A 17,526-nucleotide genomic window follows, 5' to 3' on the forward strand; every position below is an offset into this window, starting at 1 on the left:
TAGCACTCAAAATATTATTTCATACCAATACTTTTGCTTTCAAGTATAATTTTTGTAAATATCCCCACTCATATAAGAAGCATTGCTTGTTGATATATATAGAGTCCTTTACCGAATGAGAATCTGAACCTAGAGATATTAGAAATCCGTTTTTATTCGCACAAAATTCTATCTCTTTCCCCGTAGATTTCCAGTTGTTTGCATTTATTTCATATCCCAAAATATCCGTTCCTAAAAAAGGAATGTCATTTAAAAGAAGTCCCAACCGCTCGACATCCGGATGTGCTAATATATATATACCTTCTCCTTCCATCTCCCTAATATTTAACTGTCCATATTTCCCAATAGACAAACTTCCCCTTGGCTCTTCATCAAGATAATCCGCATCATCAATTCCAACTGGTGCAAGTAGTGGCATTAATAATCTAGAACACAAATTTATGTCTTCATTTCGATGCCGTCTCTGATATTCTTCTAACTTTAATTTCATTTTTTCTTTTCGTTCATTACACTGATCATAAATAAGCAACTCACTTAATTTTTCTTTCACGTCACTAATTGTTATATTTTTCTCTTGTAATTTTAAATAAATATAATCAATTAAAGATTTATACTCTGGATATAACTCTCCTTCTCTTTTAAGATAATTAAAATATTCTTCTTCCGAAAAGTGAATATCATATTTTAATCTATAGTAATTCAAAGCCGGATTATAATTTAAGCGTTCAAACTGAATCTTGCATCTTTTCCAATAAGCATCTATATTTACTTTTTCTTTTTCGACACTTTTTAAAGATTTGGGATTACAGAAATATTCTAATACATGACACAAACCATTGTATTTTTCATAATATACTGAAAATTCGATACCAGGAATAATAATGGGGACATCATCAATACAAATTTCATGCCTAGTTATTAAGTCATACAATTCATCATACGCAGCAAAGGTATCATGATCTGTAATTGAAATAATATCAAATTTTTCCTCTTTCGCCCGCTTTATTTTCTGTAAAAAAGTGTCACTTCCATCTGATGAAGCTGCTGTATGAATATGTAAATCCACTAAATAATACTTTCTATGTTGATTCAGAAGATTTTCAAGTTTAACTATCAAATATTTTAAATATTTATCCCAAAATAACTTGTCATTCATATTTTTCATTTATATCCCTACCATACTCATCGTTCAAATTATCAACGCCTATTAATTCATACATATTATTTACTATATCCACATGGGATAAATGATTAGACGATAATTTTTCTAATGTGTTTCCTGAAATGTCGCTCCTGTTTTCATAGCCTAAAATTCGGACTTTTTTATTATCAATCCTTCCGAAAATCCTCGACTTAATAGTATTTTTGTATCCATGATATACAAAAATAGCTGGATTCAAACTGAATAATTTCTTTACTAATTTTTCATTATCAAAAAATTTAAAGCTTAGAACACTTATTAATTTTACACTAATATTTTCCATAGTTTCTTCAAATATTTTTATGGCTTTTTTCCCCTCCGCTAATGAACTTTCTCCTATAGTACAGATCACTAGATTCGGATTACTATTCTGCGTATTCCAATCATAATATCCCAATTCAACCGCTTCTTTTGCCTCATGGAAATTCAAGAAAAAAGTATTCTCATGTTTAGAGCATACAACTATATTGACTTTATTATAGCTTTTAAAACTTTCTTCTGAACATAATAACAACGTAACTTTATCAATAGGAAAATAACATTGTACAAAATCCCATGACTGCATCAGTAGATTATCAACAAATCCTGGATTTTGATGCGAATAAACATTGGTCCACCATAAACTAGTTAAAATAAAATTTAACGAACTTTTTTTTCCTCTCCAAATAATTTTTTTGCTTTGATATAGATATTTACAATATTGGCTAACCATACTATCTAATATAGGAGCAAAAGCTTCATAAGATATTAGAATTCCATTACCTCCCGACTGTATGTGTCCTTGCAACCAACTCATACAGATATTTTCATTTAGTATTTCTTTAATTCTATTGCTAGATTCTTTTAATTTATCTAGCCTAAAAAATCTATTAGAACCTAATTCGTCCGGAGAAAATACCATAAAATTATCATCTTCATAAAGGAGCTTTTCAATATACTTGTCTAAACATTCTACATTATATGTACTGTTCTCACACAGTATATTCACATCTTCTTCCACTAATGTATAATTATCTTCTTTGCCATCTTTGACAGCATACAAAATATTTTTTCCCAAACACGAATTTTTTGTAAAACTCAACAATTCATCTGATATTTTTCTGTCTTCAAAAATATCTCTCGGCTTATACGATGTCAGCCAACGTTCTAATATTTCTATATTTTCCTGTTTTGCTAAAGCTTCTTTTAGTGGTACTTTATGAGAATATTGCCCTATTATCTCTGAAGCTCCATCAAATTCCTGTACTTGTCCCTTCAAACTGCAAAAAACAATCAGTGGATTTCTCTGCTTTTTTACACATTCAAAAGCCCAGTCAAGGGCAGAAATCATTTCCTTATGATCATAATGTATAATTTTTACATCATATCTAAGTGCTTGAAAAAAATTAAGTATTTCCATATCTGTCATACTCGAAAAAAGAGAGGGATTTCCCATTTTGAATCTATTTAAATTTAAAATAGGAATAACCTGACCGTCATATGACAAATTTAATAATTTTTGGGCCTGCCACGCTGCTGATATAGTACCAGTTTCTGCCTCCCCATCCCCAACGATACAAAATACGATTTTTTCCTTGTCTCCCATAACGCTACCTTGAGCAAATGATAAAGAGTATCCCAATTCACCCCCGTCATATAAGGTTCCAGGAAACTGTGGATTGATTTCCGAGCGTATTTTAAACCGTTCTTGTATACTAATTAAAGACTCAATTCCAGATTGGTTTCGCTTTAAACCATAATATAATTCAAGTGTTCCTTCCAAAAATAAATTGGATAGTAGTGCTTCTGCCGCATGGCCCGTACCAATAACAAGAGAACATTTCGACTTATACTTTTTTGAAAAATTAATTAGGTGTGCATAAATAAAATTTACGCCTGGGCTTGTTCCCCAATGTCCTTTTAGATTTTTTTTCAAATCACTATACTTCAACTTCCGTTCCAAGAAAAAATTGTCTTTTAAAAAAATTTGAGCTACAGTCAAATAATCCGCTGCATTTATATATTTTTCAATTACCTCTATATCCTTATACATTTCAATTCATCTTCTCCATACTTAAAATACCATAATGGCCTATAGCATTCCCAAGACTGTGGATATTTATTTAGTTTCTTAAAAATTTTTTCCATCTTTTTTCTTATCTTCAAATAATATTCTAATTCTAGTGCTGACTCTGCTAAAAGTTTATAATGTTCATCAATGTGTGGTTGAAAAATATTAATTAAAGGCATTTCAGTCATTACCTCAGAAAAATATCTCATATTTTTCTCAACTATGTCTATGTTATCTATTCCTAATATATATATTATATTAGTTTTAAATCCATATATCTTACCTTTCTTTAACATTTCGTAATATTTTTCTAAAGTAATACTACTCTTGTTCTTTTTTAAAATAACATCTCTTTTGCTAAAGCACTCCACTGTAAAGGTATACATAAAACTCTGAACTTCTTTCTTTATAATATCAAAAGCTTTGGCTGATTGAATTTCAGATCCTATGTAATGCAGTGTCCCATTAAACCGAAAACTTTTGGCTACTTGATTTACAAGGAGTATATGACTTAATGTTGCATCTTCGCTTCCGAAACAGCCAGTACATATTGTTAATCTTTCAATATCAGACATATCTTTTCTTCCTAATATTTTTCTAAAGTGTACTTCTACTTTTTCATATGTATCCAAATTTTGATCCTCACTATTTAATTCCAAATTATTAGGACAAAATTTGCATCCATGACACGTGCTTCGTTTGTTCGAATTTAGTGTAATTACTTTTCCTTGTTTCCTAAAATAGCTAGAAGCACAATCATCATTTTCAAGATTGGTTATGGTTCCAATCTCTATATTTTTTTCTATATATAGTACGTTATCTCTTAAAGCAAAAGGGGAATGAATATTATTAGATAAACCAAAATAAAAAAATTCTTCTGGATGTGTCTTTAATGCCATTCGCATTCTAATTCTTGGTGTTAATCCAGTTGCATTTACTCCACTTTTATTCAAAGAAATTAGTATAATATCCTCTATAGGTATACTATACTTTTCACTTAAAATTTCAAATCCAGCCAATGTTTTATCAAATTTATCCAAAACATTTTTGATAAATCCACTTTTTTCCTCCGTATACTTTGCTCGATCATCTGGATAACGACTACATAATTTTTCCTTTAATTCTTCATATTCCTTCCTATCTTCTTCATGACTTCTCATATAATTTCTAAAAAAAATTTGTTTATACCAGCTTTGACTATCCGAAAAATGAACATGTAAATAATGTGTCCGTTTATTTTCTGGTCCTTTTGCAAAAAACCTTCTTTCATCATCCCCACTATTTTCTCTATATGTATACCCCAACTTTTCTATTATATTTCTCAGGATTTCAAAATCATCCTTTGATTCTATCATTACAGCTATATCCAAAATAGGTTTAGACTTAATGTGCAATGAGGTACTACCTACATGTTCTATCTTTCTAATGATTCTCCCTGCGTTTTTCAACAATATTTCTTTTTCATGTAAGTATTCTTTATCCCATAATTCATAATCTGTTTTCAAAGTTACTTTTTTACGTTCTAGCCCTAAACCACTATACATTATTCTTCATCCCTTTACTTTCCTAATTTTCAATTACAATATAAACCTACTTTTTCAGCTTAAGTTAAATTTTATTCCATAATCCTCTCTCTTTTAGTTGTTATGCTTATAATCCTCTCTTCTTCCTATAATTCACTCAACTGCGATTCAAATACAAATCAGATGTTATATTTTCCACTCCATCTGATTATATAGAGCCCTCTTTGGTAATTTATACTCCTATTATGTAAGACGGACTCATATAAAATATTTTATATAGCAATCTTACATTCAATTTTCCACTTATAATTAAATACTATAAATTAATTTGCTTCACATTCTACTTACGGTTATTGCAGATAATTTATTGAATCACTTATATCACTTAAAATTTTCATTATACTGTCATATTCAGGGATTCTATTACAATGAGTCTTTATCATTATTACATTAGCTAATTTACTCCATAAATTTAATAATTGATAGACTTTTTCATCTTGGTTTTTCCCTATTCTTTGTTTATAAAACGGGATTATTTTAAAGGAAATACAAAATCTTATTCCAAGCAAACTGTAAATTTGCATATTTTTGTCTTTATTATCATAAATTATTTGAAAAAGCCGCATCAAATCAAATATATATTTTGTATTATTTTTTATTGAAATTTCCTCAACCACAAGATTATTTTGTCCTTCTATACATTTCGAGAAATCAATTAATTGACAATACATGTGCCTATAGCAGCTTTTAAAAAAAGCCTGCTCCAATTCTGTTACTGTTATTTCTTGCTTTGATGACTTTTCCGAATCTCCTATCACAATTTTGCTTTCATTTATGCCTTCAATCAATACCGAATGTTTATTATGCTTCTTTTTAAAAAATTTACTATATGAAATATAATATTCATCAACATTAATTATAACTCCCAAATTTCTATTTATTTTTTTTTCTATCAATTCGTATAAGTCATCAATTTCTTCTCGAACACATATTTTTTTTATTATGTGATGTTTTTGGAAATAAGCAGATATTTCATCTTCAAAAATAAATCTTTTCCCCTTTTTTCTTAAAAAAATAGGTTGAAACCCCCAGGGATTCCAGTTTCGTAAATATTGTTCTTCAATTTTTTCATTCTCAATGACCTGACATACTATTTCACTATCGCTGAAAATTTCCATTAAGCTTTGTCCTAAATTTTGTTTAGCTAACAGTTTATAATAGTAGGAACCTTCACAATTCCAAAAAGGCACTATCCTCTGATTGTCTAAATCGGTCATATATTTTCTCCTTAAATGCTATACTTATCCTTTCAGACTCATAGTCCGTTATTTCTCTGCATCCTAATAAAATATTCTTCTTGTTTGTACCATGATAATCACTTCCTGCTGTTATAATCATTTTATTTTTAGTAGCAATATTTGCATAAAAATCTTGCTCTTCTTTGTTATGCTCTGGATGAAAACATTCAATCCCGTCTAATCCCCATCGTTTCCATTCAGTTATAAGGCTATTTAATTGTCCTGGATTTAAGTCCAGCCTCTTAGGATGAGCCAAAACTGCTATCCCGCCCGAAGAATGGATTAAGTCTATTGCTTCTTCTAAATTCATTCTTTCTTCCCGAAATTTATTACCACTCTTTAAAAAATCAATATATTTTCTCATATTAACTTTTTTCAAATAGTCTATTTTTTTTACTAGTACAGATTCCATGGAAAAATTGTAACCTAGGAGATGAATTTCTTTTCCAGCAGTTTCAATCGATAACTCAACGCCATTTATAATCTCAGCAAATGAACTAACCTTTTTCTTTTTTATTGCTCTAATACCATCAACTGTATCATGATCCGTTATAGAAACCATTTTTAATTTTAACAGGTCAAACTGATTTAAAAGTTCTTCTATTGTATCTGAGCCATCTGAAAAAATACTATGAATATGTAAATCAATCATTACTTCTTTCACTATCCACCACTTCTACAATTTTTTTTATACAACTTAATTCTTTAATAGATAATTTTTCGACCGGAATTTCAATCCCGTATTTTTCTTCTATATCGACTATAATGCCAATAAATTCAAACGAATTAATACCCATCTGTTCTAAATCATCAATTTCTCCAATAGATTGATCTATCATTGGACAATTTGATAAGATAATACTTTTTATTTCCCCTACAATAATGTCTTTCATAAGTGCCTCCTCTTCACATGTTTTCAATAACGGTTTCATACTATCTTTAAATAAGTCTACAACAGTTTATTTCCATCATATCTTTCAAATAATAGATTAATTATATTTTTTGATTTTATGCCCATTTTTTTCTATTATTTAATATATTCATCAAAATGGAATCTTTCACTATATTGTACTTTATTATTACTTATTATTCAAGGTTTTTGTCTTTCTTTTTGTTTTACTATATATTATATTTTTATATATATATAGATTCTTTATATAGTCTGACATTTTGTAATTTTAATAATATTAGGGTTGCAAATCAACTCATTTTGCTAGATAGATAAAGAAATTTCAATGAAATGTACTATCTATTTGTAGGGAATACAAATTCGAAAGGAGACATCATTATGTCGAAGTTGCAAAATAATATCATTGTTATCAAAACTTTCGAGGACTTTATTTTAACTGTTTATGTTGTAATTTATGATTTATATCATCAGTTTGCCCCGTCTGAAGTTACTTACAGACTGCATATCCTGGATGCCAAATTGTCTAATCCAAAACTCATCGCTATTTGCATTTGTTGTGAGTTGGCTGGAATTTATTCGGAAAATGCTTGTTTTTTTCTTTTGTCAAAAAAATTACCACCATCTTTTTTCTAACCTTTGCAGCCGAAGCCGTTTTAACAGAACAAGACGTGCGATCCCCTAGACAACGGAGGTGCTACGTCAGAAAAGGGATTTCTGCTTTTCTCAACCGTCCAGCCGGTATTTTGTGATTGATAGTTTTCCACATACAATCTGTAAATTTGGAAGATCACAATACCTACCGCTCATTTCATGGCTATGGTGTGTATTATGAAAAATGTCTTTCAAAAAAACTTATTTCGTCTATAAAGTTCATGCCATGATCACTTTGGAAGTCTAAATTGCCACATTTAATATCACACCGCATTTACGAATGACCGGAAGATCTGAGAGATATCGTTGAGGACCAATCGGATCTTGTGATTCTCAATGACAAAGGCTATGTTAGAGAAATCTAGTGCATCAGTTGATTTTCAAATTACAAAAACATGTAGAAGCATGGTTCCCCATTGAGTGAACAACTAAATGCCTAAAGCATGTTGGCAAAAAATTTTCAAGTCCTGTGTGCTGGTGTTAGAATATAAATAGTACAAAATCTTCACAACAGTTTAAAGAGTATGCAGTACAGTATCGATTGAATCATCCAGAATTGCCATTTCGCAAGGCAGCAAAGAATCTGGGAGTCAGTGAATCTGCGCTGAAAAACTGGATGAAAGTAGTAAAAGAACATGACGGTCCGGTCCCTACCCGTTGTTCTGGTAATTGAACAAGTGATAAAGAAAAAAAGATTGTCAGATTACATCGTAAATTACAAGATAGGAAGGATGCTCTTGAAGTGTTAAAAAAGCAAACGTTCCAGATTGCGTACCTATAATTTTATCACCCCATGCGAAACCACAGCAGCGTAAAAAGCGAAGAAGAAGTTCTATATACATATGTTTATAACTGTATTTAGAAAATTGAGTGGGGATTATAGGAAGTATCGAATATTACAAGATGAGTTCTCTCTTGTAATATTATAGTATAATGAACTCAAGACTTTCGCATTTTATCTTATAGAGAAAATTTAATGTATTCTCTTTAGTCTTGACTTTTTATTTATATGTCTCATAATATGTATATGAATTATAGAATGTGGGCTCCTCTTTTCAATGGACTATTATTATTTCATTACATTAGGCAAATGATGATACGATTTTCCCTTTGTTTAACTTATGAACCATACCTCACCATAACATTTTATAATTCACTGTAACTTTATATAATACATTACACTATATGTAGATTTTAGATAAGGAAATATATTATGATTAAAGTTGTATGCTTCGATATTGGTGGCACTCTTATCCCTTTATCTTCACCTTCTTTTATAGATTCTCTTGCTTCACTAATCAACCATCCTTCCATGGGACTTGAAGCAAAACTAATCCAATATTTTGGAATCCAAAAAGGGGATATTGAATCTTTCTGCAAAGATTTAAATATATTAAACAAAAAATCAATAATTGAAAATTTTATAAATAACTACAAACCACTTCAAGAAGTATTTGATGATGTACTGCCTACACTTCAACATTTATACAAGCAAAATTACATTTTAGCCACATTAAGTAATGCTATTTCCATCGAACCTTCTAGTTTGGAATTTTGCGAGCTTAGTAATTATTTTTCATATAAAATTTATTCATATGACTGTGGTTTCAATAAACCCTCTAAGGAAATCTATTGTTTACTAGAGAACATGCTACATATTTCTTCTAATCAGATTTTATATGTCAGCAATTCTCTATTAGATATACTGGGAGCCTACCGTAGAGGATGGTATTGCATTCTTATAACCAGGGAAAACAAAATACCTTTTTCATACGATTCAAATAAACCCAGGCTATTTTTCATTAACCACTTAAAAATGGTACTAGAGATAATTGAAACCATCTAACCGAAAATGTTTTTTAGAATTTTATTGTTAGCAAATACTATATTTCTAACTGATGCAGACTAACTCATTATCTTTTTTACTAATCAGAACCATTTAGAAGTTTCCTCAAAAAATTTTTTTGGGGGAAAATAGAAAATTAGATTATTTAAACCGTTCAAGGACAAATACTATAATTGATTGCAATAAGACTATATAAAATATGAGCGGGAAAGAGAGTAATCATTTAATCCAAGGAAAACCCCGCTTATCTTTATACAGGGAAGTCAATCAAAAATCAACTGTCCTGTATCTTAAAAATTCAGTTTTTCCATGTAAGATTGATACACTTTATCTCGCACCCTTAAAAATATAAATACACCGCATAAATACGGAATATTTTGTACTTTGAGGTTATTGTTTCCAGTTTCTTGTGTCGCCTCACCCACAAGCGGGCGTGGCGATATATCTTATGACCGTCACCATAAACAACCACTCCATCGATTTATGAAATTTTGAGCGTATCTTTCGGATAAACTAGAATTTTCTTATCCAAAATGAAAAGGATTAATTACATCAAACAAAAATGTAAAAACCATCACAAATGCTCCCATCAACACAGTATCCTTCAGAGTGTTCCGTTTCAAAACGATTTATCCTCTCCTCCTTTCCATATCCTGTTCCAAATATCTCGGTATCGGTTTTCCAGATTTCACAGCAATCGCAATCTGTTTTTCCCGCAATCTCTTGATTACTGACTCTTTTTTCTTTGGTTTCTTTTTTGTTAATCCTTTTGGTTTCTGTGCCAGTTTCCTTTCCCCCTTTTTTTCTTCTGTATTTTTCAGATTGTTCACCTGGCCGTCCACCATATTATAATTTCCTTCTATTCCGGATTCCCATCTTCTCTCATAAGTGCCATTCTCAAAAAATTTCTGATAATGTTCCAGCCTGTCTTTATGTTTTTGATGCTCCTTTTCCTTTTGTTCCGGATGCTTCATAAGTTCATGAAGTTTCTGTTTGGTTTCTTCATCGAATCCATTCCGACATTCCTCCATGATCATCTTCCCATAATTATCTAAAATGATATAGGCAACCTGCCTGTGATATTCTTGATGCTCCATAAGGTAAAACTGTTTCCCATCAATAATGATATCATCCGTAGCCATCCAATTTCCCGGCTTTCCACTAATATGGTAGTTTTCTGTATCCAGCGTAACCAATGTGCCGGAAGGGTTTAATCGAATGAAACCTGATAAAAGCTGCGGATAATCTTCATTGACATAATAGCAATGTATTTCTCCATTCTGGTTCAATACAAGCACGTCACTGACTTCGCAGGACTCTTTCATACGCTTCCATAAAGCAATTACCGTCTCTCCTGGTAATAATGGTCTGATATCCATCTGCCGGTAATGTTCGATCCTTATTGGTAGTTTCTTACTCACCGCTTCCTGATAGGAAAGATGCCAAAGCACTCTCCCATCTGAATGGCGATCCACACGATAAACTGCAAACTGATTATTCTTCATAGCCGTCATCCTCCAGGTTATTCAGATAACGATTCAGATCCAGGGAATAATAATATTTATCTTCGATCATCTGTAACTTACTGATCGCAGATGCAATCGTTTCCAGCAGATCGTCTTCCAACGGATCTTCTTTCGTTTCTTCCAATGCCTCTAAAGTGTCTTTCAAAATATCTATCGTATCTTTTCTAGTGTTTTCCTGGAAAAGAGCCACAACCGCCAATTCATCTTCTTCAAATGTTACTTTACTCATAAGCTCATATCCTCCCTTCTTTTTTGAGATTTGGTTTTCTGTATCTCTCCTTTTTCTTCTTTTGGTCTGGTTTTCTCTACATTCAGAGGCTTTTCTTCGATATATTGTTCTACACGTTTCAGGGCTTCCTGCACCAACTTATTCTCCCTGTAAAATGGTATGGAATCTAAAATCTCTCTTTGTGATTTTCCGGCAACCATCAGATCCATCATTCCGTCATAATCACTGCCTTCCTGCAAGTTAAATCCAACAGATTTTATTCCATTCATTCGTTCTGCAGGTATCTTCTCATACGCTTCTAAGGCTTCCGGCAGACTAAGATCATGATGAACTTCTCCTAATACCGGAAACTCTGAACATTCTGCCGCATAAAAGCTGATACAGCTCGTTTGTTCTAAAATATCCTTCTTCTGAATATCACTTTCCATTCCAAGTATCTTTTTTCTCTCTTCCACAAAATCCGGAAGTTCCTGGAATCCAAAGCGGTCTACAAAATATGCCTTCATCTCCCCATTCTGATTCATAATCACAACATCACTGACAGACAGGGAGTGTGCCTTATAATCTGCCGGTGGATCATCATTAAAAATACTGTAAACCGCATTCATATCTTCATCTGGCAGATACAAGCTGGAATAAATACATCGATACTGATCAACAGTTACCGTGATTCCTTTTTCCTGCAGGTCTTCCATTCCCACAAATAATTGATCTCTTCCAGGTCCATTTTCATCTAAATGATAAATTGAGAGCCTGCATTCTTTTCTTGTAAACATCATTTCTTCAAAACTCTGTTCAAACCGTTCTGGATATATTACTCGCTCTACACGTTCTTTCTGAATCGAATCTCCTTTTTCTATAATTGCTTCTACCCATCGTTCCACTTCATTCCAGGATTTTGCAAATAAATGTCCCTGCATCCTATGAGTGCCGTCCGAAATAAACTGCAGATGTTGGGGATTGCTTTCTTCTTTTACAAAACGGTATCCGGCAGCTTCTACTGCAGCAAGTAATTTCTCTTGTTTCTGTTCCAGCATCATTTCTATTTTTCCTGTCAGTTCATCGATCATTTCTCCGGCTGTCTTACGGATCACATCCATAGAGGCTTTCAGTTCTCTCATTTCTTTTCCACTGCTCCAACCTGCAATATACGGAAAACTGTATTCTGACGTATCCAGTTCAAAGGCAGAACACACACAATATGCGACTGATTCTGCTTCCACTTCTTTTGTTAGCCGGTCCTTCTCAATGCCCTGGCTTTCCATGATCTCCTTGTCATGTAACCTTGCATGTGCGGTTTCATGGATTGCTGTTTTTAAAGTCTGGCTCTGGCTCATATCTTTTTTGATCACGATTTCTTTATCCAGGTTGTGATAATAACCGTTTGCAGATCCTTCGATCGCATCGAATCGTATCGGTACTGGTGAGATTTCCCGGATTGCTTGCAGGAATAAATCATAATCTTCTACTGTCGCTGTCAGGATTTCAGGAGCAAGTGTCTGGATCGGTTCTCCCGTGGTCTGTTCAATATCAAATACTGTGATCGCCTTAAAACAAGGAAGTGTGACCTCTACCTCTTCTGTTTTTGGTTTTCCATCCGGACCGATCACCGGTTTCTGATCCTGATCCAATACTGCCTGCTCCTTTTTCCTTTTGATCGGCGTCGGTGCGATAATGGTAATTCCCTTCTCCCCTTTTTTTACCTGTCTGCCCATAGACTGCCAGTTTCGATATCCAGTTACTAAAGTGGCATCCGGTCTTTGCATGGCGATCAACAGCGTATTATTAAAAGAATAATTATGAAATTTTGACATTGTTTTCAAATATTCCTGATAACGTTCACTGGTAAATAATTCTGTAACTCCTGTTTCCAGGTTTTGCATGATACTGTCCATATCTTTCCCCTGTATGGGAAGTAATTTTGTTTTCGTTAATTCTTCGCTCATTCATTTCCTCTCTTTCTCCTTAAAAAAACCCCCCATACAGCCTGTGTGTATGAGGGATTCCCATCTTATTTTTATACGGACTCTACACTTCTATAATTCCATATCATGTTTCTTTGGTTTTGGATGTTCCATCTTTTGTTCTCTTCCAACTTTCTCATTCTTATTCATTTGGATTACCTTCTGGCGTTTTTCAAATTTATCAGCTCTTTCAAACACACGTTGTTTTGCGTCATAATGATATACATCGCTCGTAAGCTGCTCTTCTTTAAGAACTTGATTGATATTTATCTCTTGAACCATACTTTTCAAAGATAAATAATCAAAATCCCCTTTATCCGGAAGAACGATAGTTTCGTGAATGGACGATGGTAAAATAAAAAAGTCTCCTTGAAAGCATTCCCCTAGTTGTTTCATTACTTCCGGATAAAAAATAGCACTTGCTCCATCCATTGTCTGCTGATTTGTAATCACAAACATCGGTTCACCTTCTTTCAATCCTTCCGAAATCACCTCTTTCATATCCTTTAAATCTTTATCTTTCATAACTGGTTTGTCCTCACCCACAATTATCTGGGCAATAATATTTTTCATAGCATCCACATACAAAGGCATTATTTTCGGACTATTTTTCATTGCATCTGCATGAAGTTGTTTCTCACTAATGCCATAATGCGTTAACATATCATTTGTGATTGTCGTAGAACCTCTTCCTATATCATCAACACTGATAGCAAGATGATATGTAATTGCCAAATCTTCCTTTATTTGGTGAGGTACCTTCTGAAGTATTTCTTGATTTCTTTCTGCTGAGGACACACGGATGAACAGCTTATCTTTTGCATTCTCATATTCTGTGATATTCTTAAGATCAAACTGTTTCGGTGAATCAAGCATCACTCCTGTAATATTTTTCATAATGCTTTCCATAGAGACTTCTGGGTTTGACTGATACATTTCATATAACTGATTCAAATTAAAGGTCGGCGCCATGATCTGATTTTCTTTTAAGACCGTGATTCCGAGATAATTCTCATTTAATTTCCTCACTTCTTCGATTCTTACCTGTGCATTTTCGTACTCTCTTGGAAGAAATAACTTGATTCCTCCTTTTACTTCGTCAACAAACTGATTAAAATCCATAATCTATTCCTCCTTCTATTTTCTCTTATTTTTCTTCGTTGTTTTTCTTTCCGGGAAAGATAAGGAAAATGTCACTCTCCCGTTTTCATCGGCTTCCATATGCAGTTCTGCTTCAAAATACAGATCTTTCTTTCTGGAATACAGATCCTTCACATGAACACTTCCATTCTTCAGAAGCTCAGCAGCCATCCTGGCATCCATATCCTTTTCCATACTCTGTAAATACTTGTTTTCTTTCCAGAGACAAAAATTACATTCACGGTTACCGCAATAGAAATTTTTCTTTCCTTCATAGACCAGACCGCCACAGACCGGACAGGTTCCCACGCTCTCTTTTTTCTGGAACCTTCGCGTCTCTTCTTCCGGAATGGAGTCACAATGATTCAGCATCATGGAAAGCAGCTTTTCGATACCTGTCATAAACTGCCCCGAAGCCATCTTTCCCTGCTCCATCTCTAACAGTTGGTTTTCCCATTCGGCTGTCATGGTGGCAGACTTCAAGAAATCCGGTAAAATATCGATCAATACCTTTCCGTCTTCTGTTGGAAGGATCTGTTTGCCTTTTCGTACCGCATACTGGGAAGCGATCAGTTTTTCTATGATCCCTGCTCTTGTTGCCGGAGTGCCCAGCCCTTTCTTTTCGGTATCTTCCTCAAATTCTTTATTTCCTGCGGTCTCCATAGCTGCAAGCAGGGTATCCTCACTATACGGTTTCGGTGGTGCTGTAAAATGTTCCGTCTTCGCTGCGGATACGTTGTAAAACTTATGATCTGCTTCTACTTTTGGAATGCGGTCCTTCCCTGCATCCGCCGGGTTTTCTATAGCAAGTCCATCCTCATTCTTAAAGCATTCCTCATACAACTTCCACCCAATCTGTTTGACCACTTTTCCTTTTGCTTTAAAAATTTCATCCTGACATCGTACTTCCACCTCTGTCTCCATGAATACATGATCTTCTTCCATTGCTTCTACGGTATGTACTGCGATCAGGAATAAAATCTTTTGTTCCCAGTCTCTTAACTTAGAGAAGTCAAATTCTGCAAGTTCTACTGTAGGAATGATTGCATGATGATCCGATACTTTCTTGTCATTCAGCACCTTCTTTACCTCCGGTGTTTTGGGCTGGTCAAACGGTCCCAGCAATTGATATTTCTCATGGATCTTACGGATCACTTGTTTCGCTGTTTCTTCCATATCACTTGTCAAATACTGGCTGTCTGTTCGCGGATAAGTGATCAACTTCTGCTCATATAGGCTTTGTGCCGCATTTAATGTCTGCTGAGCAGTCATTCCATAAATACGGTTTGCCTCTCTCTGCAGTGTTGTCAGATCATACAGTTTCGGCGGTTTTACCGTCTTTTCCTTTGACTCCACCTTTTCCACAATCGCATCACTGCCCTGACAGGTTTTCCACACTCTTTCTGCTTCTTCCACATCGAAGATTTTCTTCTTCTCTGCGATCAGTCCATCACAATCCAAAACCACATTAAAATATTTTTCTTTTTTGAAACCGGAGATCTGCTTCTGTCTTTCGACAAGCATGGAAAGTGTCGGCGTCTGCACGCGTCCAACTGCCAGCTTTTTAAAATATTTTGTTGTGTAAGCTCTTGTCGCATTCATGCCGACAAGCCAGTCTGCCTGTGCTCGGCAAACCGCCGCTTCTGCCAGATTATGATAGGATTCTCCGGCTTTCAGATGTCCCATCCCTTCTAAGATCGAAGAGCTTTCCAAAGAACTGATCCATAATCTCTTGACCGGCTTTTTACTTCCAGACAGATCATATACATGCTTAAAGATCAGTTCTCCTTCCCGTCCGGCATCACAGGCATTTACTACAAACTCGATATCCGGGCGGTTCAGCAGCCTTTTCAAAATATAGAACTGTTCTTTCTTATCTTTGGATACTGCCAGTTTCCATTCTTCTGGAATGATCGGAAGATCCTCATACAGCCATCTGGTGAACCTTTCATCATAAGAATCTGGTGGAACATATTCTGCAAGATGGCCAAAACACCAACTGACAATGCAGCCCTTTCCTTCCAGATACCCTTCTTCTTTTTTTGATGCCCCGATCACTTCTGCAATCGCTTTGGACACGCTTGGTTTTTCTGCAATTACTAAATACATAACTTATTACCTCCTTCATATAACGAAAGGAAACGCCCCAAAAATACAGGGCGTTCCACTCATTTTTTTTATTTTTTATTCATTTTCTTCTTCCCGATCTTCAAATTCATCCTCATTGATGATCTCCAATCCGTCACTTGTTTCCAGTCCTTCCTCTTCAAAATCCTCTTCTTCCTCTTTCTTTGGCTTATAGATCTTGAAGTAGTAATAAGCTGCAACTCCACCTAACGCAAGAATAAGGATTGCTGCCATTGCTCCCATATTCGCTTGTGGCATCTTCTCTTTTTCTGGCTTTGCTATCTCTTCTTTTTTATCGGTTTCTTCGGTTTTATTTTCATCGATGACTACCTGCGGAGTGGGTGTGACAGTTGCCGTCTCTTTTTCCTGATCCACAAATTCCTTCAGATCATTTTCATCTACCTGAGATAACAGATATACATTCTGGGAGGTAGAACTACGGTCAATCACAAGATAAAAGGTATTGTTATTCTTTGTTGTGATCGTAAGAAATTCTTTACTGGATCCATTCTGGATATCATCTTGGACTTCCCCATTTCCCAGTTCTGTAAAAGCATCTTCTTTCTTCTCTGTTGTATTATTTTCCGGCAGAACCCCCTTATCTGCCGGCTTTTCTGTTTCTTTATTCTGTACCGCCTCCGTCTGTGCCGCTTCTGTATTTGTCGTCTCTGCCGACGGATCCACATATGCAAAGGCTGTTGTGGATACGGAAAAAAGCACCATAACGCCTAACAATACTCCTGCCACTTTCTTATTCAGTTTTTTCCATTTCACCATACGGATGTCCCTCCTCTTTCTTTTCTGTAAATACAAAGGAGCCTGTTCCTTCTTCCTCAGACTCCTGGCTGACCTGAAATTTTACGGTTCCTTCCTGGATTCCATTCAGAAGATCATGCAGGGCATGACTGTCTAATTTCATTCCACGGATGCTTTTGATCATCTCATTATCTTCTTCCTGTTTTAAAGCAGCATGAAGTCCTTTGAGATACTGCTGAAGATCAGCGATCTTCTGTTCTGTCTTATGGATCTCCTCCATATATTTCTTGATTTTTTTATTCAAA

General features: G+C 34.3%; 14 protein-coding genes. 1 reads left to right on the forward strand and 13 read right to left on the reverse strand.

All coding sequences use genetic code 11. The annotated features are described in order from the left end of the window. Positions 1–19: 19 nt before the first annotated feature. The 6 genes from ACESPO_RS12700 to ACESPO_RS12725 all read right to left on the reverse strand — a co-directional run bounded on the left by ACESPO_RS12700 (position 20) and on the right by ACESPO_RS12725 (position 6,965). Positions 20–1,165 (reverse strand): PHP domain-containing protein, encoded by a 1,146-nt coding sequence (locus tag ACESPO_RS12700; protein WP_499788944.1) that lies wholly within the window; start codon positions 1,163–1,165, stop codon positions 20–22. Continuing rightward, entirely contained in the window at positions 1,149–3,233 is a 2,085-nt protein-coding gene (locus tag ACESPO_RS12705) for a phosphoketolase family protein (protein ID WP_499788945.1), read from the reverse strand. Before ACESPO_RS12705 ends, ACESPO_RS12700 begins: the two co-directional genes overlap by 17 nt. Further along, positions 3,218–4,795, reverse strand: coding sequence for a GrpB family protein (locus ACESPO_RS12710; protein WP_499788946.1), 1,578 nt, complete (start codon positions 4,793–4,795; stop codon positions 3,218–3,220). Before ACESPO_RS12710 ends, ACESPO_RS12705 begins: the two co-directional genes overlap by 16 nt. Positions 4,796–5,124: 329 nt before the next feature. Continuing rightward, positions 5,125–6,051 carry a hypothetical protein gene (locus ACESPO_RS12715; protein ID WP_499788947.1) on the reverse strand — a complete coding sequence of 309 codons (927 nt, stop codon included), beginning with the start codon at positions 6,049–6,051 and terminating at the stop codon, positions 5,125–5,127. Next, on the reverse strand, positions 6,005–6,736 hold the full coding sequence (locus tag ACESPO_RS12720; RefSeq protein WP_499788948.1) for a PHP domain-containing protein: 732 nt from the start codon (positions 6,734–6,736) through the stop codon (positions 6,005–6,007). The genes ACESPO_RS12715 and ACESPO_RS12720 overlap by 47 nt, the downstream gene beginning before the upstream one ends. Then, on the reverse strand, positions 6,717–6,965 hold the full coding sequence (locus ACESPO_RS12725) for an acyl carrier protein (RefSeq protein WP_499788949.1): 249 nt from the start codon (positions 6,963–6,965) through the stop codon (positions 6,717–6,719). The genes ACESPO_RS12720 and ACESPO_RS12725 overlap by 20 nt, the downstream gene beginning before the upstream one ends. A gap of 1,881 nt (positions 6,966–8,846) precedes the next feature. On the opposite strand from ACESPO_RS12725, the gene ACESPO_RS12730 reads away from it, so the two are divergent. Next, complete coding sequence (locus tag ACESPO_RS12730; protein ID WP_499788950.1) at positions 8,847–9,479, forward strand: HAD family hydrolase; 633 nt, start codon at positions 8,847–8,849, stop codon at positions 9,477–9,479. 629 nt (positions 9,480–10,108) lie between these two features. Here the strand turns inward: ACESPO_RS12730 and ACESPO_RS12735 are convergent. The 7 genes from ACESPO_RS12735 to ACESPO_RS12765 all read right to left on the reverse strand — a co-directional run bounded on the left by ACESPO_RS12735 (position 10,109) and on the right by ACESPO_RS12765 (position 17,525). Continuing rightward, positions 10,109–10,984: a hypothetical protein gene (locus ACESPO_RS12735; RefSeq protein ID WP_499788951.1), complete on the reverse strand. Its 876-nt coding sequence runs from the start codon at positions 10,982–10,984 to the stop codon at positions 10,109–10,111. After that, the gene (locus ACESPO_RS12740; protein WP_499788952.1) at positions 10,974–11,234 is read right to left on the reverse strand and encodes a hypothetical protein; all 261 of its coding nucleotides are present in this window, start codon (positions 11,232–11,234) and stop codon (positions 10,974–10,976) included. Before ACESPO_RS12740 ends, ACESPO_RS12735 begins: the two co-directional genes overlap by 11 nt. Continuing rightward, positions 11,231–13,180, reverse strand: coding sequence for a YodL domain-containing protein (locus ACESPO_RS12745; protein WP_499788953.1), 1,950 nt, complete (start codon positions 13,178–13,180; stop codon positions 11,231–11,233). Before ACESPO_RS12745 ends, ACESPO_RS12740 begins: the two co-directional genes overlap by 4 nt. A gap of 90 nt (positions 13,181–13,270) precedes the next feature. Further along, positions 13,271–14,320, reverse strand: coding sequence for a DUF5688 family protein (locus tag ACESPO_RS12750; protein WP_499788954.1), 1,050 nt, complete (start codon positions 14,318–14,320; stop codon positions 13,271–13,273). 15 nt (positions 14,321–14,335) lie between these two features. Beyond that, a complete protein-coding gene (locus ACESPO_RS12755; RefSeq protein ID WP_499788955.1) occupies positions 14,336–16,447 on the reverse strand; it encodes a DNA topoisomerase 3 in 2,112 nt (703 codons plus the stop codon). Positions 16,448–16,522: 75 nt separating this feature from the next. Continuing rightward, positions 16,523–17,242, reverse strand: a complete 720-nt coding sequence (locus ACESPO_RS12760) for a DUF4366 domain-containing protein (protein WP_499788956.1) — start codon at positions 17,240–17,242, stop codon at positions 16,523–16,525. Continuing rightward, complete coding sequence (locus ACESPO_RS12765) at positions 17,217–17,525, reverse strand: DUF4315 family protein (protein ID WP_016439433.1); 309 nt, start codon at positions 17,523–17,525, stop codon at positions 17,217–17,219. The genes ACESPO_RS12760 and ACESPO_RS12765 overlap by 26 nt, the downstream gene beginning before the upstream one ends. Position 17,526 lies beyond the last annotated feature (1 nt).

The sequence above is a fragment of the Coprococcus sp. HPP0074 genome (genome assembly GCF_964238105.1).
In the GTDB taxonomy this organism is placed as follows: domain Bacteria; phylum Bacillota; class Clostridia; order Lachnospirales; family Lachnospiraceae; genus Faecalimonas; species Faecalimonas umbilicata.

Coding starts and splice junctions, on each gene's coding strand:
- ACESPO_RS12710 (WP_499788946.1), bottom strand. CDS start 4,795: ATGTATAGTGGTTTAGGGCTAGAACGTAAAAAAGTAACTTTGAAAACA.
- ACESPO_RS12730 (WP_499788950.1), top strand. CDS start 8,847: ATGATTAAAGTTGTATGCTTCGATATTGGTGGCACTCTTATCCCTTTA.
- ACESPO_RS12735 (WP_499788951.1), bottom strand. CDS start 10,984: ATGAAGAATAATCAGTTTGCAGTTTATCGTGTGGATCGCCATTCAGAT.
- ACESPO_RS12750 (WP_499788954.1), bottom strand. CDS start 14,320: ATGGATTTTAATCAGTTTGTTGACGAAGTAAAAGGAGGAATCAAGTTA.
- ACESPO_RS12725 (WP_499788949.1), bottom strand. CDS start 6,965: ATGAAAGACATTATTGTAGGGGAAATAAAAAGTATTATCTTATCAAAT.
- ACESPO_RS12700 (WP_499788944.1), bottom strand. CDS start 1,165: ATGAAAAATATGAATGACAAGTTATTTTGGGATAAATATTTAAAATAT.
- ACESPO_RS12740 (WP_499788952.1), bottom strand. CDS start 11,234: ATGAGTAAAGTAACATTTGAAGAAGATGAATTGGCGGTTGTGGCTCTT.
- ACESPO_RS12760 (WP_499788956.1), bottom strand. CDS start 17,242: ATGGTGAAATGGAAAAAACTGAATAAGAAAGTGGCAGGAGTATTGTTA.
- ACESPO_RS12745 (WP_499788953.1), bottom strand. CDS start 13,180: ATGAGCGAAGAATTAACGAAAACAAAATTACTTCCCATACAGGGGAAA.
- ACESPO_RS12755 (WP_499788955.1), bottom strand. CDS start 16,447: ATGTATTTAGTAATTGCAGAAAAACCAAGCGTGTCCAAAGCGATTGCA.
- ACESPO_RS12705 (WP_499788945.1), bottom strand. CDS start 3,233: ATGTATAAGGATATAGAGGTAATTGAAAAATATATAAATGCAGCGGAT.
- ACESPO_RS12715 (WP_499788947.1), bottom strand. CDS start 6,051: ATGACCGATTTAGACAATCAGAGGATAGTGCCTTTTTGGAATTGTGAA.